18 protein-coding genes, 1 tRNA gene, 2 rRNA genes and 3 pseudogenes (1 of these 24 running past the window's edge) are annotated in these 20,653 nt (G+C 61.9%); 16 read left to right on the top strand and 8 right to left on the bottom strand.

Going from position 1 to position 20,653, the window contains the following annotated elements; genetic code table 11:
* Positions 1-21: 21 nt before the first annotated feature.
* Entirely contained in the window at positions 22-939 is a 918-nt protein-coding gene (locus tag BLW25_RS19510) for a LysR substrate-binding domain-containing protein (RefSeq protein WP_216279433.1), read from the bottom strand.
* 87 nt (positions 940-1,026) lie between these two features.
* Between BLW25_RS19510 and BLW25_RS19505 the strand changes: the two genes are divergently transcribed.
* The 5 genes from BLW25_RS19505 to BLW25_RS19485 all read left to right on the top strand — a co-directional run bounded on the left by BLW25_RS19505 (position 1,027) and on the right by BLW25_RS19485 (position 5,860).
* Complete coding sequence (locus tag BLW25_RS19505) at positions 1,027-1,497, top strand: DMT family transporter (RefSeq protein WP_092903270.1); 471 nt, start codon at positions 1,027-1,029, stop codon at positions 1,495-1,497.
* A 329-nt stretch (positions 1,498-1,826) separates the two neighbouring features.
* Positions 1,827-2,459, top strand: a complete 633-nt coding sequence (locus BLW25_RS19500; RefSeq protein ID WP_253188595.1) for a DsbA family protein — start codon at positions 1,827-1,829, stop codon at positions 2,457-2,459.
* A gap of 79 nt (positions 2,460-2,538) precedes the next feature.
* The gene (gene dsbD / locus BLW25_RS19495) at positions 2,539-4,359 is read left to right on the top strand and encodes a protein-disulfide reductase DsbD (RefSeq protein WP_253188594.1); all 1,821 of its coding nucleotides are present in this window, start codon (positions 2,539-2,541) and stop codon (positions 4,357-4,359) included.
* Positions 4,359-5,162, top strand: a complete 804-nt coding sequence (locus tag BLW25_RS19490; RefSeq protein ID WP_092903268.1) for a TlpA disulfide reductase family protein — start codon at positions 4,359-4,361, stop codon at positions 5,160-5,162. The genes dsbD and BLW25_RS19490 overlap by 1 nt, the downstream gene beginning before the upstream one ends.
* Positions 5,162-5,860: a L,D-transpeptidase gene (locus BLW25_RS19485; RefSeq protein ID WP_092903266.1), complete on the top strand. Its 699-nt coding sequence runs from the start codon at positions 5,162-5,164 to the stop codon at positions 5,858-5,860. Before BLW25_RS19490 ends, BLW25_RS19485 begins: the two co-directional genes overlap by 1 nt.
* 270 nt (positions 5,861-6,130) lie before the next feature.
* Here the strand turns inward: BLW25_RS19485 and BLW25_RS19480 are convergent, their stop codons facing one another.
* On the bottom strand, positions 6,131-6,520 hold the full coding sequence (locus BLW25_RS19480) for a hypothetical protein (RefSeq protein WP_092903264.1): 390 nt from the start codon (positions 6,518-6,520) through the stop codon (positions 6,131-6,133).
* Between the two features lie 66 nt (positions 6,521-6,586).
* Here BLW25_RS19480 and BLW25_RS19475 point away from each other — a divergent pair, with 66 nt between their 5' ends.
* From BLW25_RS19475 to BLW25_RS19450, 6 genes are all read left to right on the top strand, one after another.
* Entirely contained in the window at positions 6,587-7,675 is a 1,089-nt protein-coding gene (locus tag BLW25_RS19475; protein WP_092903262.1) for a helix-turn-helix transcriptional regulator, read from the top strand.
* 249 nt (positions 7,676-7,924) lie between these two features.
* On the top strand, positions 7,925-8,269 hold the full coding sequence (locus tag BLW25_RS19470; protein ID WP_092903260.1) for a hypothetical protein: 345 nt from the start codon (positions 7,925-7,927) through the stop codon (positions 8,267-8,269).
* Between the two features lie 12 nt (positions 8,270-8,281).
* Positions 8,282-9,313 (top strand): HlyD family efflux transporter periplasmic adaptor subunit, encoded by a 1,032-nt coding sequence (locus tag BLW25_RS19465; protein WP_143040570.1) that lies wholly within the window; start codon positions 8,282-8,284, stop codon positions 9,311-9,313.
* A complete protein-coding gene (locus BLW25_RS19460; protein WP_092903256.1) occupies positions 9,310-10,566 on the top strand; it encodes a hypothetical protein in 1,257 nt (418 codons plus the stop codon). The genes BLW25_RS19465 and BLW25_RS19460 overlap by 4 nt, the downstream gene beginning before the upstream one ends.
* Positions 10,559-11,245 carry an ABC transporter ATP-binding protein gene (locus BLW25_RS19455; RefSeq protein ID WP_092903254.1) on the top strand — a complete coding sequence of 229 codons (687 nt, stop codon included), beginning with the start codon at positions 10,559-10,561 and terminating at the stop codon, positions 11,243-11,245. The genes BLW25_RS19460 and BLW25_RS19455 overlap by 8 nt, the downstream gene beginning before the upstream one ends.
* Positions 11,245-12,408 carry an ABC transporter permease gene (locus BLW25_RS19450; protein ID WP_092903252.1) on the top strand — a complete coding sequence of 388 codons (1,164 nt, stop codon included), beginning with the start codon at positions 11,245-11,247 and terminating at the stop codon, positions 12,406-12,408. The genes BLW25_RS19455 and BLW25_RS19450 overlap by 1 nt, the downstream gene beginning before the upstream one ends.
* A gap of 35 nt (positions 12,409-12,443) precedes the next feature.
* Here BLW25_RS19450 and BLW25_RS19445 read toward each other — a convergent pair.
* The 3 genes and pseudogenes from BLW25_RS19445 to BLW25_RS25070 all read right to left on the bottom strand — a co-directional run.
* Positions 12,444-13,187: pseudogene (locus BLW25_RS19445) on the bottom strand (IS3 family transposase); the annotation flags it as partial.
* A 74-nt stretch (positions 13,188-13,261) separates the two neighbouring features.
* Positions 13,262-14,056, bottom strand: a complete 795-nt coding sequence (locus BLW25_RS19440; protein ID WP_092902455.1) for an IS3 family transposase — start codon at positions 14,054-14,056, stop codon at positions 13,262-13,264.
* Positions 14,053-14,418: a transposase gene (locus tag BLW25_RS25070; protein WP_092903250.1), complete on the bottom strand. Its 366-nt coding sequence runs from the start codon at positions 14,416-14,418 to the stop codon at positions 14,053-14,055. The genes BLW25_RS19440 and BLW25_RS25070 overlap by 4 nt, the downstream gene beginning before the upstream one ends.
* Before the next feature lie 111 nt (positions 14,419-14,529).
* Here BLW25_RS25070 and BLW25_RS19430 point away from each other — a divergent pair.
* From BLW25_RS19430 to BLW25_RS19410, 5 genes and pseudogenes are all read left to right on the top strand, one after another.
* A pseudogene (locus tag BLW25_RS19430) lies at positions 14,530-14,721 on the top strand (IS3 family transposase); the annotation flags it as partial.
* 9 nt (positions 14,722-14,730) lie between these two features.
* A complete protein-coding gene (locus BLW25_RS19425) occupies positions 14,731-15,036 on the top strand; it encodes a hypothetical protein (RefSeq protein WP_092903248.1) in 306 nt (101 codons plus the stop codon).
* Positions 15,033-15,380 (top strand): IS66 family insertion sequence element accessory protein TnpB, encoded by a 348-nt coding sequence (gene tnpB / locus BLW25_RS19420; protein ID WP_092903246.1) that lies wholly within the window; start codon positions 15,033-15,035, stop codon positions 15,378-15,380. Before BLW25_RS19425 ends, tnpB begins: the two co-directional genes overlap by 4 nt.
* A 57-nt stretch (positions 15,381-15,437) precedes the next feature.
* Entirely contained in the window at positions 15,438-16,937 is a 1,500-nt protein-coding gene (gene tnpC, locus BLW25_RS19415; RefSeq protein WP_092903244.1) for an IS66 family transposase, read from the top strand.
* A gap of 124 nt (positions 16,938-17,061) precedes the next feature.
* Positions 17,062-17,310: pseudogene (locus BLW25_RS19410) on the top strand (transposase domain-containing protein); the annotation flags it as partial.
* 283 nt (positions 17,311-17,593) lie between these two features.
* Here the strand turns inward: BLW25_RS19410 and BLW25_RS19400 are convergent.
* The 3 genes from BLW25_RS19400 to BLW25_RS19390 form a co-directional block, all read right to left on the bottom strand.
* Positions 17,594-17,670 (bottom strand) — tRNA-Met (locus tag BLW25_RS19400).
* A gap of 81 nt (positions 17,671-17,751) precedes the next feature.
* Positions 17,752-17,866: ribosomal RNA gene (gene rrf / locus BLW25_RS19395) — 5S ribosomal RNA — on the bottom strand.
* A gap of 126 nt (positions 17,867-17,992) precedes the next feature.
* A 23S ribosomal RNA gene (locus BLW25_RS19390) occupies positions 17,993-20,653 on the bottom strand (it continues 176 nt past the right edge of the window).

Raw genomic sequence — 20,653 nt, 5'->3', positions numbered from 1 at the left:
CGCAATCGGACGCGCGGCCAATCAGGGCGGAACCTGCAGCGCCGCCGGTTCAACCACATCGTGGATGCGGGCCAGCAGCCAGCGCAGCGCGGGATCCGCGCGGCGCCGTCTGGCATAGAGCGCGCTGAACGGGATCAGGGGCAGGGGAAATGGCGGTTCCAGAACCGTCAGCGGATGAACTTTGAGCGGCAGGCTGCGCCGGGCCACGGTCAGGATCAGATCGGTGCCGGGGATGACCTGAGGCGCGATGCCCCAATGCGGCAGGACAAGCGCCACGTGCCGGGGCCCATCCTGTGCATCAAGGGCCAGATCGAGCTCGGTGGCGAATTCGCCCTGCACCGCAACATGCGCATGAGCTGCCGCCCGGAATGCTTCGCGTGTCATCCCGTCAGGCAGGGGCGGTTGATGGGCGCGATCGACCACACAGACATAGCGATCTTCCAACAGAAGCTCCTGTGCCAACGGGGCGGGCACTGCAGGGAAGACGCCAAGCGCGAGGTCCAGCGTGCCATCTGTCACGCCCGCGATCATGGCTTCGCGGCTATGCTGGGTAATGATCAGCTCTATGCCGGGTGCTTCACTGCGCAGGCGTTGCATCAGCCCGGGCAGAAGAAGGCCCGCCCCGTAATCCGACATGGCAAGGCGAAACACATGCTCTGTGGCCGGGTCGAACCCCTCCGGCCCAAGTACACTGCGGATCTGGGCCATGGCTTCGGTCAATGGCCGGGCAAGTGCGAGGGCGCGAAGTGTCGGCAGCATCTGCCCGCTCTCACGCCGGAACAGCGGATCCCCGAGGAGAAGCCGCAACCGGCCGAGGGCATGGCTCATGGCGGGCTGGCTCATATTCAGCCGGGCCGCCGCACGGGACAGGTGCTGTTCGGCCAGCAGGGCATCCAGCACAACGAGCAGATTCAGGTCAATGGAACGAAGATTATTCATGCCAGACATAGTATGGGAAGATTATCGACTTTCCCATATACATTGAGAATGACGTATTCCGGGGCCAACCAATCAACGGAGTCCGGAATGCCAGCCCTTGTCCTTTTTCTTATTGCCCTGATTGCCGGCGCGCTGGTGCCATTTCAGGGCGGAGCCAATGCCGCGCTTGGCCGGGCACTTGGTCATCCGCTCTGGGCCGCAATTGCCTCACTGATCGTCAGCCTGATCTGCATTCTGCCGGCGCTGATCGCATTGCGGGTGCCGATGCCGGATCCGGGTGCGGCCCTGGCACAGCCGAAATGGATATGGATCGGTGGGTTGGTGGGGATCATTTATGTCTCTGCGGCGATCTTTCTTATGCCGATGATGGGCGCGGCGGGTTTCATGATCGCCGTGATCGCGGGCCAGCTTATCGGATCTCTCATCATCGACCGGTTCGGGTTGATGGGGCTGGTGCCCAAACCCTTTGACCTCTGGCGGGTCCTCGGCGCAGGACTGGTTCTGGGTGGCGCGCTTTTGTTTCAATGGCCTGGTCTGTCCAGAATGGCCGGGGGTTGATGTGAAGACGGATGTCTGCCCGGGCGAAAAGCTCCAGCCCAAACCTGGTCAGTCTCTCGCACCAGGCGTCCGACATTTTAGTGGCCTTGCCAACCTGCACGGCGGCTCGAATTTCGGGTCGCCGTCAGGCCGTCACGCGGCATGTCATCGTCTTCGATGATCAGAACCCGCATAAATCGCCTTTTACTTTATCATTTTCTGCCAGTTACATGGTCGGTTTAAGCCCGGCTTAAGTCCGGGCTGATTGCAGGCATCCTGCGGCAGCGATGTGCTGGTCGTGCCCCGGCGGACCGGGCCGCACCAGATATAACCGGGTGAAGGAGCGAAACATGAAGCTGATGGACAGGCGCGGAGCGCTCAGACTGGGTCTGGCAAGCTTTGGTGCGCTTTCACTGGGCGCCCGTGCCGGTTTCGGTCATGACAACCCGATGCCGCCCGAACTGCGCGACGAGATCGAACGCCAGCCCTTTGCGCCGGTACTGGGCAATCCGGCAGGCGATATCACCCTGACTGAATTCTTCGACTACAATTGTCCGCATTGCCGGACTGCGGTTCCCGTGATGAAACGCCTGATCGCCGCCGATCCGAAGCTGCGGGTCGTGTTCCGCGAATGGCCGATCTTCGGTGAGGGCTCGTATTTCGCGACCCAGGCCTCGCTGGCCACCCTGAAACAGGGCAGGTATTTGGAGTTTCACGAGGCGCTGATGCAGATCAGGGGCAAGGCTGAGGAGACCTCGGTCATGGCGGTGGTCCGCAAGACCGGGCTCGACGAAGCGCGGCTGAAGCGCGACATGGAGAGTGCGGAAGTGCTGGGCCATATCGATCACTCGATGCAACTTGGCGATCACCTGGGCCTTGCCGGCACACCGACCTTCATCGCGGGGCATGACGGGCTGTTTGGCGGGCAGGATCTGGCCTCATTGACCGCCCTTGTTGCACAGGCACGTCGTGACCTGCTGTAAGCCAATCGCGATTTCGTGTTTTCGGCCCGGGGCAGGCTTAAGTTTTGGTTAAGCCCGCCCCGGGAACTGGGGCCTCATGATGCAAAGCCTCAACTCCTCCCCCCGTATAATCCGCCTTCTGGTCCTGATCCCGCTGCTTTGGCTGTTTGTGGCCGGATCGGTCCTCGCGCAACAATTCAGCTTTCCCACCCGCAGCACCCAGCCGCTGGACCCGGAAATCGCCTTCCGGATCGAGCTTCTGGACAGCGCGGAGGGCCGGAGCGAGATCGGCTGGCAGATCGAAGAGGGATATTACCTCTATCGGGAGCACATTAAGGCGGAAACAGTGGATGGCACGGCGCTTGATATCGAAACCCATGCCGGCAAGCTGAAGGAAGATCCGAATTTCGGCGCGGTGGAGGTCTATTACAACGCCACCACGGCGGTTCTGCCGCAAGCGGGGGGCGAGGTGCGTATCACCTGGCAGGGCTGTCAGGAAGACGGGATCTGCTATGCGCCTGTGACCAGCACGCTGATGCTGGCCGACTGGTCGGGCGCGACCCCGCCGGCTGAAAGCGCCGTGCCGGCCGCACCAGCCGGCGGCAGCGGCCTGCATCTGGTCGAGGATAAAGGTCTTCTGGCCAGCCTGGCCGGACAGGGCGGTGCCGCGCTGGTCCTGCTGGCGTTTTTCGGCTTTGGCCTGATGCTGGCGCTGACACCCTGCGTCTTTCCCATGGTGCCAATCCTTGCGGGCATGCTGGCGCGGCAGGGCGAGACCCTGACCCCCGCGCGCGGCGCGGCTTTGTCCGGGGCCTATGTTCTGGCAATGGCCACCGCTTTCGCGCTGCTGGGCGCGGTGGCGGGCTGGTCAGGCCAGAATTTGCAGATCCTGCTGCAATCGCCCTGGGCGATCGGCGCGGTGGTGGCGCTGTTTCTGGCGCTGGCCCTGTCGAGCTTTGGCCTGTTCGACCTCCGGCTTCCGGCGGGGCTGACGGCCAGGCTTTCGGGCGGAGCAGGGCGGCGCGGCTCGCTTGGTGGCGCGGCGGCGCTTGGTTTCACGTCGGCGCTGATCGTCGGGCCCTGTGTCACGGCGCCCCTGGCCGGTGCCTTCATCTATATCGCCCAGACCGGCGATGTGACCCTGGGCGCGGCGGCGCTGTTCATGCTGGGGCTTGGCCAGGGCGTGCCTTTGTTTCTTGCAGGCACGTTCGGCGCGAAGATCCTGCCGAAGGCCGGCGTTTGGATGGAGGCGATGCGGCGCATTTTTGGGGTGGTCTTCCTTGGCATGGCGATCTGGCTGCTGGAGCGGCTGATGCCCGGCCCGGCGATCCTTCTGCTTTGGGCCGTGCTGCTGGCCGGGGTCGCGGTTTCCCTGGGCGTGCTCGACCGGCAAGAACCCGGGGCAGCACCTGAGAACCGTCTGCTGCGCACCGGCGGCGTTGTCGCCCTGTTTGCCGCGGCAGTTCTGGGCCTCGGCGCGGCGCTCGGTGGCACGGACCCGCTGCGCCCGCTCGCCCCGCTCTCGGTCGCGACCGGATCTGCCCGGGCAGCGGGTCCGGATCTGACATTTGCCGAGGTCACAACCACAGCCGGGCTGAGCCAGACGCTGGCCGCTGCGGATCGCCCGGCAATGATCTATCTGACCGCCGACTGGTGCGTGACCTGCAAGAGGATCGAGCGCAGCGTCATGCCCGATCCGGGCGTCACCACCGCACTTGGCAATTTTCTTCTCGTCAAGGCGGATGTCAGCGAGACCGGTGCCGATGCGCGGGAGCTGATGCAGATGATCGAGGCCGCCGGGCCGCCCACCATGATCTTCCTCGACCGCCATAACCGCGAGGCCGCAGACAGCCGCCTGATCGGCACCATCGGGGCCGAAGACATCCGGACCTCGGCAGCTCTGGTCCAGGCTGCGGACTGATGGGCGGGATTTCACTCGGGCCGCTCGCCCTTTCGGCCGAGCGCGCGCCGGTCATTGCCGGAGTGCTGGTTCTTTTGCTGGTGACAGGCCTGATCGCCCGCAAGACCGAGCCCGCCATCAGCCTTTGGGCCAGCGCGGCCATCATCGGCGCGGCGCTCACCGCAAGGCTGGGTTTTGTTGCGCAACATGCCTCTGTCTATCTGGCCGAACCGCTGAGCATCTTCGCCTTCTGGCAGGGCGGCTTCAGCCCGTTTTGGGGGATTGCGGGCTTTGCCGTGGTGACGGTCTGGTATCTCCGGCGGCAGGCTAACCTTGTCTTGCCGGTTGCGGGCAGCGTGGTCATCGCATTTGCGGCCTGGAATGTCGTGCATCAGCTGGCGCGCGGGCCGGATGTGGCCTTGCCGAAAGATGTCCTGCTGTCCTCGCTGTCGGGTGATCCGGTCCTGCCTGCAAGCTGGCAGGGGCGGCCGATGGTCATCAATCTCTGGGCTACCTGGTGCCCGCCCTGCCGGCGCGAAATACCGATGATGGCAGAGATTGCGGCGCAGGAAACGGCGATCGACCTGCATTTCATCAACCAGGGCGAAGGCGCCGAAACTGTCCGCACCTATCTGTCGCAGTCGGGCATTGTCATCACGCCGGTGATGGACCCCGGCTCGCAGATGATGCGGCATTTCGGCTCCATGGGGTTGCCCGCCACCTTGTTCATTGATGCCGATGGCCGGCTGCAAGCCGCGCATTTGGGGGAAATCTCTCGTGCGCAATTGCTTGCCGGTATCGCCTTTCTCAGGAATACGAACTGATGCTGAACCGATTTTGTCGAATGCTGATGGCGGCGGGCGCATTGGGCCTGCTTGCGGCCTGTGCCACTGCACCAGAGCCGGTTGCGCCGCCGCAACCCGAACTGCCCCCGGAGGTTGCCGCCCATTATGCCGGGCTGCAGGATGGCGGGTTCGAAGTGCCCGCCGTCCCCTCCCGATATCTGAGCGACCGCAATATCCGGCGCGAAGTGGATTACTGGACGGATGAAAAGCCAGGCACCATCATCGTCGATCCCTGGCAGCGGTTTCTTTATTATGTCCAGCCGGGAAACCGGGCGATCCGCTATGCTGTTGCCGTCGGGGATCAGGGGCGTGCATTTTCCGGAACTGCCCATATTCCCTATTCGCGGGACTGGCCCAGCTGGATCCCCACGCAGAACATGATCCGCGAGTTCCCCGAACAATATGCCCATCTGAGTGGCGGCATGGAAGGCGGCCTGATGAACCCTCTGGGGGCGAGAGCGCTATATCTGCACAAAGGCAATCGCGATACCTATTACCGGATCCATGGCACGACCGACATGGGGTCAATCGGAAATGCGACCTCGGCCGGTTGCATCCGCATGTTCCATCAGGATGTGATCGAACTGGAAACGCTCGTCCGGTCCGGCGCGCGCGTTGTCGTCCTGACCGAGGAGGAAAGCGGCAAAGGCACGACTTCTCCCGCGCAGGGAGTGTAAAAAATGCGACTTGGGAAGACCTGAATCGAAGATGGCGAAGGACCGTTCGGATATCTCTGCCCGAGCGGTCTCGCGTGTCTGATCCCAGGATTTGAAGGTGCGACTGAACCCCTTGGGTCTGCTTCGGTCTGAACATCGTTTTTAAACACAAGGGTGCAGGCAACAGACCTCTTATGCTCATGCCATATTGCCCGAAATATTGACCCGATGTCTGACACGTTCAGACATCGGGCTCATGCGGTCTATCTGTGAGGCATTTGCACGATCGGCTCAGATCGCAATGTGATGGGCGTTGCAAAAGGCGCGGACCGACGCGATCCGTGCCGGATCCTGCCCTTTGCCCGGTATATTATGAAGCACGAAAGCCCCTCCCGTACCGGCGCCCAGCACGCCGCCAAAGAGAGCCGGCGGGGCCCGGCCATCCGTGACATAGCCACAGACAGGCACCACGCCATCGCTCATTCTATAGGTCGCCCGCAGGCCGGAAAGATGGGTTGGTTGCTTCAGATAATTGTCCATCCGGGACTGGACCTGCGCCGTCTCGGCCCGGCTCAGCCGATGGTCCGAATGGGTAAGATAGCCGCCATTGTCGTCAAAACCATCGACACAGCCCGCCAGCGCGGTCAGTATAAAAGCAGCAAATACGGTCTGAAGTTTCATCTTTCTTACTTTTGAAGTGATTTTCATTTCAACCAGAGCCAGTCAAAGAAGGGATTGTCGCCGCCCATGGATGCTGCCGACGAGCTTATTCCCCTGATCTATGCCTCTCTGTTGCGAGAGACCCGTTGGGAGGAGTTCATCGGTCGTCTTGCGGCACTGGCGGATGTGGAATGCGCCACGCTTTTCTTTCATGACAGTCAGAGCGGCAGAGGCGCCGTTACCCTTCAGTCGGGCATCCCGGATGTGGCGCAACGCGATTATCTCAGCCATTACGGGGCCTTGAACCCCTGGATGTGGCAGGTCGGGCGCACCCCTGTCGGTACAGCAATCGTTGGCGAGCAACTGGTCGCGCGCGACAGATTCCACCGGACCGAATATTACAACGACTTCCTGCGCCGCTTTGACCAGGAGACCGGGGTCGGCGTGACCATCGAGCGCACAGAGGGCCGTTTCCTGCTGCTGTCCACCCTCAGCGGAGACGTGGATGAAGAACGCAATGCCGCGCGGGCCAGGCTTCTGAGCCGCCTTGCCCCGCATCTGCGCCGCGCGTCGGAGTTTTACGGGCGCAATCATCATTCCGGCATCGGCGCTGAACTGACCGGCTGGCTGAGCGAAGCGGGCGGGGTCGGCTTTGTGCTGGTCGATCCGGTGGGCCGGGCAAGCCATGTCAGCCCCGCCGCCGAAAAATACCTGGCAGATGGCCGCGCAGCGAGCCTTGGGCCAAATGCGACGCTGCGGTTTCGCAATCCCGATATCCAGAGCGCGCTGCAACAGATGCTGCGTGGCCCGCGGGCCGTGTTGCCCGTCACCCTGCAGGATGGCGGTTTCGGGATCACCCTGATGCCGGTTGGCCAGAACGAGGGGGGCATTGCCTTCAGCGGCCAGACCGTGGCTGCCGTATTCACTCCGGTTCTGGCGCGGACCGCTGCACCGGCGCTTGAATTTGCCCGGCGCTATGGCCTGACCCCTGCCGAGACAAGGGTTCTCACCGCCATCCTTGACGGACAGCGGCCGGCTGAAATCGCGACGGCAGCCTCGCTTTCGGTCGAGACGGTGCGCAGCCAGCTGAAATCTGTCTTCTCGAAGACCGGCGCGAATGGCCAGCCCCAGCTTATCCGCATGGCCATCGGTCTGGCGGATCCCGATCCCGACTGACATCACGCATATTCCCCCATCAGATCTTCAGAAAGCCTTGCCCTATGCGGCCCGGCATCGCCTCACCCGTTTGGGGGGAGCGATCCGCGCGCCATGCCGGTTTCCTCTGCTGTCGGGCGGGGTCTTCACCCATTTGGGTGCAGCCCGCCTCGGTTGCCCGGTGCTAGGCCTGACCTGATCACATGGTTCAGGACGGGCAAATCAGGGAGGCAATCTTCCTGCCCGGCCTGATAAAACGGGAGTAATACCTTGAAAATTCTGAAGCTCAGCCTGACCCTCGCCGCAGTTCTTGTGCTTGCGGGTTGCTATGAAAGCGGCAGCTCTGACAGCAACAGCAGTGGCGGCTCCGGCAGCACTGGCGGTACCGGTGGTGGCAGTGTCACTGTTCGCCCGCCCGTCTATACCTGCCCATCGAATTGCCAGAATGTGCAGACCCGCACCAGCTGCCAGGCCGCTGAATCCTATTATCAGGTCTATGTCGAAAACGCGCGGGCCGGCACAGCCGCATCGACGCTGGAACAGCTTTACGACAACCACGCCCGGTCGGCGGGGCTGGCGCGCAGCATGGTGCAGCAGATCGGCTGTGCCCCCTGACGCAGGCCTGACGTGCTGCGTTTTTACATAACCGCAGGTATTGCTGCGATAGCCCTGACCGGTGCCATCGCAGCAGGACTTGGCCATGGCCCCGCCAGTGTCGCACCGGAGGTCCGGACGGCTGTGGCTTTGACGGCCGCGGCCCCATCCGGGGCTGCGGTTGAACCTGCGACATTCAGGACCTGCTTTCTGGACTGGGCCGAAGAGACGCCGCTGATCGCCCTGCGCGATGGATTTGCGTCGACCGGGCTTTCGGTTTCAGACCGGGTCCAGCCGGATACCGTTCTTCTGACCTTCCGCGCTGAAAATGAACGCGCTCAGCTGGAAATGCTGGATCTGCGCGCCCTTGGTCTTGCGGACCGGCAGCGCCTTGCAACGGCCGCCCATGCCGCAGCCCTCGCCCGTCACGCGACCGAGGCCCGCGCCGTTGAGCGCAAACTTACGCGTGCGCGCGAGGCAGCGGCGCTTGCCGCCACCCGCCATCGCGAAGGCAGGCTCGACCGCCTCTCGCTGGAACTTGCCGAGGATCAGCTTGCCGAAATTGACGATCTTGCCGCGCAGACCGCCCCTGCGCTTACCCTGCTGGAGGCAGAACATGCCCTCAGACTGATCGAGTTGCAGCAGGAAAGCGCTGCCCTCACCAGTGAAAGAACGGCGCTTCAGGACCATATCGGGACACTTTCGCTGCGCAGCGAAACCGCTGGTGTGATCAGCTTTGTGGCACCCGCGCTGTCGACAGGTGCCCTTGTCGCAGTGCGGCGCGGCGAACATGTGATCAGCCTTGCCCGCCCTGGCATGTTTCGCGCGAAAGTTCCGGTGCATCTGCGCGACCTGTCGCTTTTCACCGATCGCCACGTCACCGCCCGCCTTGCGCTGGAGGCGGGTATCCTGACGGGTCAGGTCACGCGCATCTCGGCCCTTCGCAGCCCTCTGCCCGATGGCAGCACGCATGAGGTCGAAATCCGCTTCGATCCGACAGGTCTCGCGAGTGAACCGCAATCAGCAAGCTGCCTGTTCGAAACCGGCACCGGGGCCGCGCCATGACCCTGCGTTCCGGCCTTCTCTGGCTTGCAGTGGCCTTTGGCGCTGGATGTGCTGCGCCCGACTTTGACCGGGCGGAAGCACTGATCGACCAGGTTACCCTGGATCTCGCGCAGGATGCGCCCGCCAAAGGTCTCGCCTTTGTCGAGCACGCCCGCCGTTATGGCCCGGCCTTTCACACCGCCCGTCTGCGCGAGGCAGAGCTTTTGCTGGATCTGGATCAGCTGCGCCGGGGCGCATTGCCGCGCCTCAGCGTCATGGTTCAGGGCAGGGCCCAATGGCATGAAAGCGGCGGCTTCTCGGTCAGGGGGCGCAATCATGCCTTTGTTATCGAATGGGATTTCATCCGGGCGATCTATGTCCTGTTCCGGAATACGCCCGAGATATTCGCCATTCTGGTTGCACAGGAAAGCGCGCTTGCCCGGCAAAGCGCCGAAAAGCAGCTGCTTGACCAGCTGGCAGATACCCTCGACACCGGGCTGGCGCTTGAAGAGGCAGGCCTGACCCTTGATGCCGAGAGCTGCCGCATAAAGGACATGCAGGGTGAGCTGGCGCTTGGTACCCTGCCGCGTACCGAGGTTGCGGCCGGGCAGACCGCGCTGCAAAGCCGCAAATCCGCCCATGCCGCGCGCCGGACCATGTATGAGGCCAGCCGCGCCAGTCTTGCCCATGGCACAGGCGGCGCGCCCTTCCGTCCGGATCTGCGGATCGCGGCTTTGCACCCGGGACCCTCGCGCGCCCGGACGGCCGTGCAATGCTATGCAGGTTCGGCGCTGGAGGCCCGCAACGCGGTTTTGCACCGGATTGCCAAAGACGGGCTGGACGCCGCCCGCATTGATCGTTGGATCGCGCTGTCCGGCATCGTGCCCAATCAGCTTGGGCCGGACAGTCCGGCACAGCTGGAACTTTTGCTCAATCTGATGGTACCGTTGATTGATCAGGGCAAGGGTGACCGGCAGGTGCAGCGGGCACGGATCGCGGTCGCCAATGCGCTGATCGCGGCCCGTGAAAGCAAAGCGGCCTTCATGCTGGCCCATGCCGAGCTCACCCTGGCCCTGGCCGAGGCCCGTGTGATGCAGGCCGGGTTGACACCTCCGGCCATGGCAGAGACCGGATGCGCAGCCGATCTTTCCGCGCGGCTTTACGATCTGGAAAAACGCCGCGCCAGGCTGACGCAGGAGCATCTGGAAGTCGGGCTTGCCCTTTTGTGTATGCCTGCTGCGCCGCAGCCTGGCGGGGCAGCAGCCAATGAGTGAGGCCCCGTTGCCGCTGCATCTTGAGCGGGTTGTGGTGCGTCATGGCGGCCAGGACCGCCGGATCGTGTTGGACCATGCCGATCTGACAGTCGCGCCCGGCGAACGGCTTTGCATCCTTGGCGAAAGCGGTTCGGGCAAGACTACGCTTCTCGAGGTGATCAGCGGCTTCCGGCGCCCTGATGCCGGGCGGGTGCGCCTTTTCGGCATTGATCCTGCGGGGGCCGCAGACCGGATTCGTGCGAGGCTGCGCCGCCAGCAGCTGGGGTTCATCTTCCAGGACTATGCTCTGATCGAAGGGCTGACAGCTCTTGCCAATATCGCTATGCCCCTGCGGCTTGACGGTATCCGGGCCGAGGCCGCTCATCAGCGTGCGGCGGAACGTCTGGCAGCCCTTGGCCTCACGCATCTTGCTGCGGTACCCGCCAGCGCGCTTTCGGGGGGCGAAAAGCAACGCGTGGCCTTTGCGCGCGCCACCATCCACGCGCCCCGCCTGATCCTGGCGGATGAGCCGACGGGCAGCCTCGACCCCCAGACGGGCCAGGAAATATTGCAGATGATCCTTGGGCGCGGGCAGGACAGCCCGCACAGCCTCGTGATGGTGACACATAACCACGAACACAGCCGCCATTTCGACCGCGTTCTGGTGCTGCGGGACGGTCGGCTGCATGAGGTCGCGTGATGAAGGTCCGACGCCCCTTTCGTCGCGTGATCCTGCGCAGGCTGCTGATCTATTGCCTCGTTTCGGCCTGTTTTGCGGTCATTCTTGCCAATCGCATCATCACTTCCGCCGCGACCGAAGGTTTCGAGGCCCGCATTCGCGCCAGCCTCTATCATGAGGCGGTGCTGACTTTTCCGATGCTCTCGGCACAGAAGGTCAGCCGGGGCCACACCGACGCGGACCATCTCGCCCCCTGGACTGAGGACGCGCTGAAGGCCGCCTTTGCCGGGGCCGGGATCTCGGTCTCGCCCTATGCGCGGCAATTTAGCCCGATTGCCGAACTGCCTGCCGCCGGCATGGTGGAAATCCTGACAAGCGATCCGCATTTCCCTTTGGCCTACCGGCTGAGCCTCAGCCCCGATCGCAAGCCAGAGCCGGGAAGCTGCCTGATGGGTCGCCGCCTTGCCGATCAGCTAAAGGGGCCGCTGCCCGAATGGCTGCATTTCGGCACCATGCGCTGCAGGCTTGCCGGGGTCTTTGACGGTGAGATCCGCCCGCCTTTCTGGACGCTCGACCGGGCGGTGCTGCGGCTGGCCGCGCGTGACCGGGTCATGGCAGAGGAGACCATTCTCTGGAGCAGCTATCTGCAAGCGGATACGGCCGTTTTGAACGAGGCGGATCTGCGCACGCGCCTGGCCCCCTGGCTGGAGGCCGAGGCGGTGGAAATCTGGTCCAGCCAGCATCACGCCGAACGCGCGGCGGGTATTCTGGCAATCTACAATTTCGTAGCAGCCGCAATCGGCGGCATCGCATTGGGCCTTTGTGCTTTTGCCATTGCCACAACCTTCATGTTCTCGGTCTCGGAACAGCGTCGGGAAATCGCCATTCGCCGCGCGATAGGGGCGACGCAATGGCAGATCATCGGCCATGTTCAGACCGAGATCGCAGCCCTGGTTCTTGGTGGTCTGCTGACAGGTATGATCGGCGGCAAATATCTCGGCCTTTATCTTCTGGCGCAGATGCAGGGGGCCGGATTGCTGGACCCTGCGTCACAGGCGGTTCTGTCTCTTGTCGGCCTTATCCAGCTTGCAGCCATGTTTCTGGCGGCAGGCGTTACGGCGGGTCTGATCCCCGCCATTGTCGCCGCCCGAATTGACCCTGCCATCGTGCTGCGCGGCGGTTGACTTGGAATGCCCCACTGAGTGGTCCGGTTTGAATGTTAGTGCATTGTCGGCCTGTGGTCCATTTGCACTAAGGTCTCTGGGGCCGGTGGCCGGTAGTTCAGAGCGCTGTGGGGCCTGACGGTGTTGTAGTGCCGTCGCCACCTTTCGATCAGGATCTGTGCCTCGTGCAGGGTGTGGAAGACTTCGCCGTTGAGCATTTCGTCCCGGAACCGGGCGTTGAAACTCTCGCAGTAGCCGTTCTCCCACGGTGATCCTGGCGCAATGAATGCCGTTTTGGCACCCACCGCCCCGATCCATGCCTGCACCTTTTTGGCAATGAATTCGGCGCCATTGTCGGACCTTATGAACTCGGGCGGGCCGCGCAGGATGAACAGATCAGTCAGGGCGTCGACAACGTCGGTCGAGTTTAGCTTGCGCTTGACGCGGATCACCAGTGCTTCCTTCGTGAACTCGTCGATGATGTTGAGCGTGCGGAAGATCCGCCCATCCCGGGTCCGGTCCTGGACGAAATCATAGGACCAGACGTGATTGGGGCGCTCCGGCCTCAGCCGAACGCAAGAGCCATCGTTCAACCAAAGCCGCCCCTTCCTGGCCTGCTTTTGCGGGACTTTCAGCTCTTGCCGCCGCCAGATCCGTTCGACCCGTTTATGGTTCACATGCCAGCCGCTGTTGTTCAGCATGCCGGTGATCATGCGGTAGCCATATCGCCCGAACTCTCGCGCCAGCTCGATGATGTCCTCGGTCAGCCGCTCTTCATCGGCCAGGCCGCAGGGCACTTTGCTGTTGATTTGCACTCGGAACTGAGCCGTTTATGGAGTGAACCCCATCGGCTGGACCACGAAGGTCCTTCCAACTAAGCCGCCTGCTGGGCGATTAGCGTTTCGAATTCCTCTGGCGGACGGTAGCCGAGGGCAGAGTGCAGTCTTCGGGTATTGTATATTTGTTCGATGAAGATCGGCAATCGCTGGGCGACGTCGGTGAAGGTCTCGTAACCTGCGCGATAGACCTCCTCGACCTTCAGCGTCTTCATGAAGCTCTCCGCCTGAGCATTGTGGTAGGGATTGCCGACGCTGCTCATTGATCCGCGCAGACCGGCAGCCTCCAGCGCTTCGCGATACAGTTGAGACGCGTATTGGGCGCCGCGGTCCGTATGGTGAATGCAGCCGGGCGGCGGCCGCCTGCTTGCGACAGCGGATTCCAGCGCCGCCAGGGCGAGCGGCGTGTCCAGGCGCTGCGACAGGGCGTAACCCACAACCTTCCGGCTGCAGGCATCGAGGATGACCGCGAGGTAGCAAAAGCCCTGCGTGACGCGAATGTAGGTGAAGTCCGCGACCCAAACCTGATCGAGGCAGCGTGGGATAGTGTTGCGATAGAGGTTCGGGTAGATCGGGTTGTCATGCCGACTGTCCGTGGTGCGCACGTAGCGCTTTCGCGGTCTGATCCCGAGCCCCGCCAACCGCATGATCCGCGCCACTTTCTTGTGGTTCACCACAAGTCCGCGGCGACGCAGCTCATGCGTCACCCGCCTGTAGCCGTAGACGGGGAACTCGTCCTGGATGTCTTCGACGATAGCGGTGATCTCGGCATCGGTGAGCCCAGCTTCCGAAGTCGTCGGGCGGTAGTAGAGCGTGCTCCGCGGCAGGTTCATAGCTTTGCACCCCAGTCTGACAGAGCACCCCCCGGGCCGGTGACGATGGAGGATCTCCCGCTGCTGGCACCGTGTGGCGGGCGCGGTGTTTTTTTGACAAGATCCAGCTCCATCGTCAGTTGTCCGACCTTGCGCTCCAGCGCCGCGATCTTCGCCTCGTATTCGGCAATGACGCTCGCCTCGGCCTCTTCGCTGGTCAGCTCTCCCCGGTCGAACTGCGTCAGCCACATGTGGATGAGGTTGGCCGAGATATGATGCGTGCGCTGCGCGTCGCGCCGACCGATCACCCCGGCGCGGATATCCTGGCACAGCTGCAGCTTGAACGGCGCCGAATGTCGCCGGTAGGGACCGCGTGATGACATGAGCCTTCTCCCATTAAGGCCAGCTCAGCGTATCAGTTCTTCAGGCTCCCGTGGTCCAGCCGATGGGGTTCACTCCAGCAGGCGTATAACTTCCACCGAGATTTGACCCATGTGAGCCGCCGCGGCAACTGCCACGACAACGCAGTCGCCGAAAGCTTCTTCAACCTGCTCAAGCGCGAGCGGATCAGACGCAGGACCTACCGGACCCGCGAAGACGCAAGGCAGGACGTGTTCGATTACATCGAGATGTTCTACAACCCGAAGGTAAGCGTCCGGGCTGACCGCTCTGCCGCGAGCACATAGAGCGGGATAGTGTCCACCATCGATAGTGGACACTATGGTGATTGCGTGGCGCGGCGCTACGCGGTGAACGCGAACCTGATCTTCAAGTGGCTGCACGATCCCCGTTATGCGCCGGACCCCACCTCGGTTGCGCCCCCAGCAGAGGAGGCGCGCTTTCTGCCCGTAGAGATCGTCGCGGAGACGAGGTCTGCCCCGGCAGCACCTGCCGCCGGGAACCGCATCGAGATCGAGCTGGCGGGCGGTCACCGGATGCGGATCAGCGGCAGCTATGATCCTGAGGCGCTGGCGCGGCTGATCCGGGGCCTGACAGCGTGATCCCGGTTCCGGCCAAGACGCGGGTCTGGTTGGCAGCCGGGGTCACCGACATGCGCAAGGGCTTTGCGGCCCTGGCGGCGCAGGCTGAGGCGGTGCTGAAGCAGGACCCGTTTGGCGGACATCTCTTTGTCTTCCGTGGTCGCCGTGGCGATCTGGTCAAGGTCATCTGGTGGGACGGTCAGGGCGCGTGCATGTTCCTGAAGCGGCTGGAGAAGGGGCGGTTCGTCTGGCCCTCGGCCAAGGAAGGGAAGGTGGCGCTGTCGCCCGCACAGTTGTCAATGCTGCTGGAGGGGATCGACTGGCGGGCACCGCAGCGGACATGGCGGCCCTTGGCAGCGGGATAATCAGGGGGGCACAAGATAACGATTCCCACAAGGAATACAGTGGGATAAACTCCTTGCATGCTCGATCAGTCCCTGACCCTGCCGGAAGATCCCGAGGAACTGCGCAGCTTCACAGCGCGGCTCCTGGCCGAGGTCAAGGCGCAGGCGATCCTGATCGAGAAGCTGCGGCACCAGTTGGCAGGTCATCGGGCGCATCGGTTCGGGGCCTCGTCCGAGACGGCGGAACAGCTGCAACTGGCCCTCGAGACCAGCGAGATCGCCGCCGCCGCGATGACAGCACGGATGAAGCTGCCGGACATCGAGGAGAATGACAAACCCAAGCGCCGCCCGATCCCGGATCATATCCCGAGGATGGAAGTCGAGCTGACGCCCGGCTCGGACGCCTGTGCCGAGTGCGGCGGCCGCCTGCGCCGGATCGGCGAAGACGTCACCGAAGAACTCGAGTATGTCCCAGGCCGCTTCATCGTGAACCGGATCGTCCGGCCTCGGCTGACCTGCGCCTGCTGCGAACGCTTCGTCCAGGCGCCGCTTCCGTCGCGCCCCATCGAGCGCGGCCGCCCAGGGCCAGGCCTGCTGGCCCATGTCCTGGTTAGCAAATACGCCGATCACCTGCCGCTCTACCGCCAGAGCCAGATCTTCGACCGCGAAGGTCTCGACCTCGACAGATCGACCCTGGCCGATTGGGTGGGCAAATCCACGGCCCTGCTGGAACCCCTCGCAGATGCTATCGGCCGCCATGTCCTGTCGGCCGAGGCGATCTTCGCCGACGACACGCCGGTCAGCATGCTCGCCCCCGGAACCGGCAAGACCCAGACGGCACGGCTCTGGACCTATGCGCGCGACGAACGGCCGTGGGGCGGCACTGCACCACCCGCCGCCTGGTATCGCTTCTCGGGTGATCGGAAGGGCCAGCATCCCAAGGACCATCTCGCCCGCTTCCGCGGCTGGATGCATGCAGACGGATATGCCGGGTTCGAGGACCTTTACCGCGCGGGCACCATCCGCGAGGTCGCCTGCATGGCCCATGTCAGGCGCAAGTTCGTCGACATCCACCGCTCGCAGGGCTCCCCCATCGCCGAAGAGGCCATTGCCCGGATCGCGCAACTCTATGCCGTCGAGAAGGAGGCCCGAGGGTCACCGCCAGATCGCCGCGCTGAACTGCGAAGCACCCATTCCGCCCCGATCTTCGACGATCTGGAGCGCTGGCTTGCCATGCAACGCACCACGATCTCGGGCAAATCCCCGCTTGCTGCGGCCATCCGCTATGCCCTGGCCCGCATGGAACGCCTGCGGCCCTATCTCGACAACGGCATGCTGGAGTTGGACAATAACACCGCCGAACGCGGCATGCGCGCCATCGCTCTTGGGCGGAAGAACTACCTCTTCGTCGGCTCGGAAGCGGGCGGAAAGGCCGCTGCCATCGCCTACACCCTGATCGAGACGGCCAAGCTCAACGCCGTCGATCCCCACGCATGGCTCGCCAACACCCTCGCCCGCATCCCGGACTACAAGATCACAAAGGTTGACGACCTGCTCCCATGGCGCCGGAACGGATAGCGGTCAGGCCGGACGTTTACACCCGAAGCGCAAGCATGCGAGAAACGGGATGCTGTCGCCCGCCGAGTTCGAACGGCAGCAGAAGATGAGACGCGAAGGCGTCTAAGAAACTCGGGGCTATTCATTCCTCACCGATGGCCGGGTCGAGATCGACAGCAACAGGGTGGAAAACATGATCCGCCCCCTGGCCCTCAATCGCAAGAACGCCCTCTTCGCGGGCCACGACGAGGGTGGCGTCGCCTGGGGCCGCAGCGCGTCGCTGATCGAAACCTGCAAGATCAACGGGATCGAACCCTTCGCCTATCTCAAGGCGACCCTCGAAGCCCTCGCAAACGGTCATCCACAAAGCCGCCTCGACGATCTCCTGCCCTGGAACTCCATCCCGTCAAGCTGACATGGCCGTGGGGCGCTGGAAGCCCTTACTTACTACCGCGCGCAGGTCGAAGAACTCTATGCGGCCCTGCAGGAGGATTGCGAGGCACGGCGCATGAGTGCCGCCGATGTTCTGCGCTCGCTGGTGAAGGAGATCGTGCTTACGCCGGACGCGGAGAGCGGTGAGCTTCAGATCGAAGTCCACGGCGATCTTGCGGGCATTCTGACGATTGCACTTGAACGCAAAAAGCCCACCGATGGGGAGGGCGGTGCGCAAGTTGAGATGGTTGCGGGGACAGGATTTGAACCTGTGACCTTCAGGTTATGAGCCTGACGAGCTACCTGGCTGCTCCACCCCGCGTCTGTTGCCTTTTTGGCGCCCCATCCGGGTTATTTGGAGGGGTTTATTTTCATCGTATTGGAGAGAGAAGTCTCTGATCAGGTTTGGCGGTTACCTACTCTCCCACGTCTTGAGACGCAGTACCATTGGCGTAGAGGCCCTTAACGGCCGAGTTCGGGATGGGATCGGGTGTTTAGCCACCACTATGACCACCAAACCGGAACAGAGACTTGCCAGTATTGACTGGCGAACATCGATGTATTGTTCAGGTCTGTGCGACTTTTGGTGCTTGTATATGGCTGTCTGTCGGTGAGCTAAGGTTTTTGCCTTGCTTTTACCGGATCAAATCAAGCCAATCGGGCAATTAGTACCAGTCAGCTGAATGCGTTACCGCACTTACACCTCTGGCCTATCGACGTGGTGGTCTACCACGGCCCTCAAGGGAGGCCTAGTTTTGAAGGGGGCTTCACGCTTAGATGCCTTCAGCGTTTATCCTGTCCGAACATAGCTACCCTGCACTACCGTTGGCACGATAACAGGTCCACCAGTGGTTCGTTCAACCCGGTCCTCTCGTACTAGGGTCAACTCTTCTCAAGCCTCCTGCACCCACGGCAGATAGGGACCGAACTGTCTCACGACGTTCTAAACCCAGCTCACGTACCTCTTTAAACGGCGAACAGCCGTACCCTTGGGACCTGCTCCGGCCCCAGGATGAGATGAGCCGACATCGAGGTGCCAAACGATGCCGTCGATATGGACTCTTGGGCATCATCAGCCTGTTATCCCCAGAGTACCTTTTATCCGTTGAGCGATGGCCCTCCCACTTGGGACCACCGGATCACTATGGCCGACTTTCGTCTCTGCTCGACTTGTCAGTCTCGCAGTCAGGCTGGCTTCTGCCATTGCACTCAACGACCGATTTCCGACCGGTCTGAGCCAACCTTCGCGCGCCTCCGTTACGATTTGGGAGGCGACCGCCCCAGTCAAACTCCCCACCATGCAGGGTCCCGGACCCGGATAACGGGCCGCGGTTAGACATCAAGAAGGCGAAGGGTGGTATCTCAAGGATGGCTCCACTCAGACTGGCGTCCAAGTTTCAATGCCTACCACCTATCCTGCACATCACATTCCTGATGCCAATGCAAAGCTAGAGTAAAGGTTCATGGGGTCTTTCCGTCTAACCGCGGGTAGTGTGCATCTTGACACACAGTTCAATTTCGCTGAGTCCACGTTTGAGACAGCGGGGAGATCGTTACGCCATTCGTGCAGGTCGGAACTTACCCGACAAGGAATTTCGCTACCTTAGGACCGTTATAGTTACGGCCGCCGTTTACCGGGGCTTCAATTCAGAGCTTGCACCCCTCCTTTTAACCTTCCGGCACCGGGCAGGCGTCAGACCCTATACGTCGTCTTACGACTTCGCAGAGCCCTGTGTTTTAAGTAAACAGTCGCCACCCCCTGGATTGTGCCCCCCGCCCATACTTGCGTACAGACGGGGCTCCCTTCTCGCGAACTTACGGGAGCATTTTGCCGAGTTCCTTAAACGTGGTTCTCTCAAGCGCCTTGGTATACTCTACCTGTCCACCTGTGTCGGTTTAGGGTACGGTCTGATGGAGGGCTATTTCCAGGAACCTCTGAACGGCCTTCCCAATCCGATAAGGGAAGACAATCTTCGAGATCCGTCACATCCTCCTGGCCACGGAATATTAACCGTGTTCCCATCGACTACGCCTTTCGGCCTCGCCTTAGGGGCCGGCTTACCCTGCTCAGATTAGCTTTAAGCAGGAACCCTTGGACTTTCGGCGAGAGGGTCTCTCACCCTCTTTGTCGCTACTCATGTCAACATTCTCACTTCTGATCTCTCCACCGGATGCCTTACAGCCCGGCTTCACAGAAAGAACAGTGTCTCTGCGTTGGTCCCATAAGGATCAACAAGAGACAGCGTTCTATATCACAGAACGCTCCGCTACCACGCACATCGCTGTGCATCCCGAGCTTCGGCTCATGGCTTGAGCCCCGATACATCTTCGCCGCAAGACAGCTTATCTAGACCAGTGAGCTGTTACGCTATCTTTAAAGGATGGCTGCTTCTAAGCCAACCTCCTGGTTGTTTTGGCCGTCTCACATGCTTTCCCACTTAGCCATGAATTAGGGGCCTTAGCTGCAGGTCAGGGTTGTTTCCCTCTTCACGACGGACGTTAGCACCCGCCGTGTGTCTCCCGGATATTACTCATCGGTATTCGGAGTTTGGTTAGGCTCAGTAAGTCTGTGGGACCCCATTGCCCATCCAGTGCTCTACCCCCGATGGTATTCGTCCGAGGCGCTACCTAAATAGCTTTCGCGGAGAACCAGCTATCTCCAGGTTTGATTAGCCTTTCACCCCTAGCCACAAGTCATCCAGACCCTTTTCAACGGGTGTTGGTTCGGACCTCCAGTAAGTGTTACCTTACCTTCATCCTGCTCATGGCTAGATCACCTGGTTTCGGGTCTGATCCAACGAACTCTGTCGCCCATTTAAGACTCGCTTTCGCTGCGCCTACACCTATCGGCTTAAGCTCGCTCGTTAGACCAAGTCGTTGACCCATTATACAAAAGGTACGCCGTCACCTCTCAAGGAGGCTCCGACTGCTTGTAGGCGTCCGGTTTCAGGTACTGTTTCACTCCCCTCGTCGGGGTGCTTTTCACCTTTCCCTCACGGTACTGGTTCGCTATCGGTCAGTAAGGAGTACTTAGCCTTCGGAGGTGGTCCTCCGATCTTCAGACAGGATTTCACGTGTCCCGCCCTACTTAATATGTGCAATGGTGCTTCCAATACGGGACTGTCACCCACTATGGTTGGCCTTTCCAGACCATTCTTGTCACACTTCATGCATCGGCTGATCCGCGTTCGCTCGCCACTACTAACGGAGTCTCTGTTGATGTCCTTTCCTCCGGGTACTTAGATGTTTCAGTTCCCCGGGTTCGCTCTAAAAACCCTATGTATTCAGGTAATTAGTACCTGTTT

This window comes from Rhodobacter sp. 24-YEA-8 (assembly GCF_900105075.1).
Lineage (GTDB): Bacteria > Pseudomonadota > Alphaproteobacteria > Rhodobacterales > Rhodobacteraceae > Pseudogemmobacter.
Note: the sequence above shows the minus strand (reverse complement) of the source record. Positions and strands in the feature narration are given on the sequence as shown.

Excerpts from the sequence above, each read along its gene's own strand:
- BLW25_RS19510 (WP_216279433.1), bottom strand. The coding sequence starts at position 939 with ATGAATAATCTTCGTTCCATTGACCTGAATCTGCTCGTTGTGCTGGAT.
- BLW25_RS19505 (WP_092903270.1), top strand. The coding sequence starts at position 1,027 with ATGCCAGCCCTTGTCCTTTTTCTTATTGCCCTGATTGCCGGCGCGCTG.
- BLW25_RS19500 (WP_253188595.1), top strand. The coding sequence starts at position 1,827 with ATGAAGCTGATGGACAGGCGCGGAGCGCTCAGACTGGGTCTGGCAAGC.
- dsbD (WP_253188594.1), top strand. The coding sequence starts at position 2,539 with ATGCAAAGCCTCAACTCCTCCCCCCGTATAATCCGCCTTCTGGTCCTG.
- BLW25_RS19490 (WP_092903268.1), top strand. The coding sequence starts at position 4,359 with ATGGGCGGGATTTCACTCGGGCCGCTCGCCCTTTCGGCCGAGCGCGCG.
- BLW25_RS19485 (WP_092903266.1), top strand. The coding sequence starts at position 5,162 with ATGCTGAACCGATTTTGTCGAATGCTGATGGCGGCGGGCGCATTGGGC.
- BLW25_RS19480 (WP_092903264.1), bottom strand. The coding sequence starts at position 6,520 with ATGAAACTTCAGACCGTATTTGCTGCTTTTATACTGACCGCGCTGGCG.
- BLW25_RS19475 (WP_092903262.1), top strand. The coding sequence starts at position 6,587 with ATGGATGCTGCCGACGAGCTTATTCCCCTGATCTATGCCTCTCTGTTG.
- BLW25_RS19460 (WP_092903256.1), top strand. The coding sequence starts at position 9,310 with ATGACCCTGCGTTCCGGCCTTCTCTGGCTTGCAGTGGCCTTTGGCGCT.
- BLW25_RS19455 (WP_092903254.1), top strand. The coding sequence starts at position 10,559 with ATGAGTGAGGCCCCGTTGCCGCTGCATCTTGAGCGGGTTGTGGTGCGT.
- BLW25_RS19450 (WP_092903252.1), top strand. The coding sequence starts at position 11,245 with ATGAAGGTCCGACGCCCCTTTCGTCGCGTGATCCTGCGCAGGCTGCTG.
- BLW25_RS19440 (WP_092902455.1), bottom strand. The coding sequence starts at position 14,056 with ATGAACCTGCCGCGGAGCACGCTCTACTACCGCCCGACGACTTCGGAA.
- BLW25_RS25070 (WP_092903250.1), bottom strand. The coding sequence starts at position 14,418 with ATGTCATCACGCGGTCCCTACCGGCGACATTCGGCGCCGTTCAAGCTG.
- tnpC (WP_092903244.1), top strand. The coding sequence starts at position 15,438 with ATGCTCGATCAGTCCCTGACCCTGCCGGAAGATCCCGAGGAACTGCGC.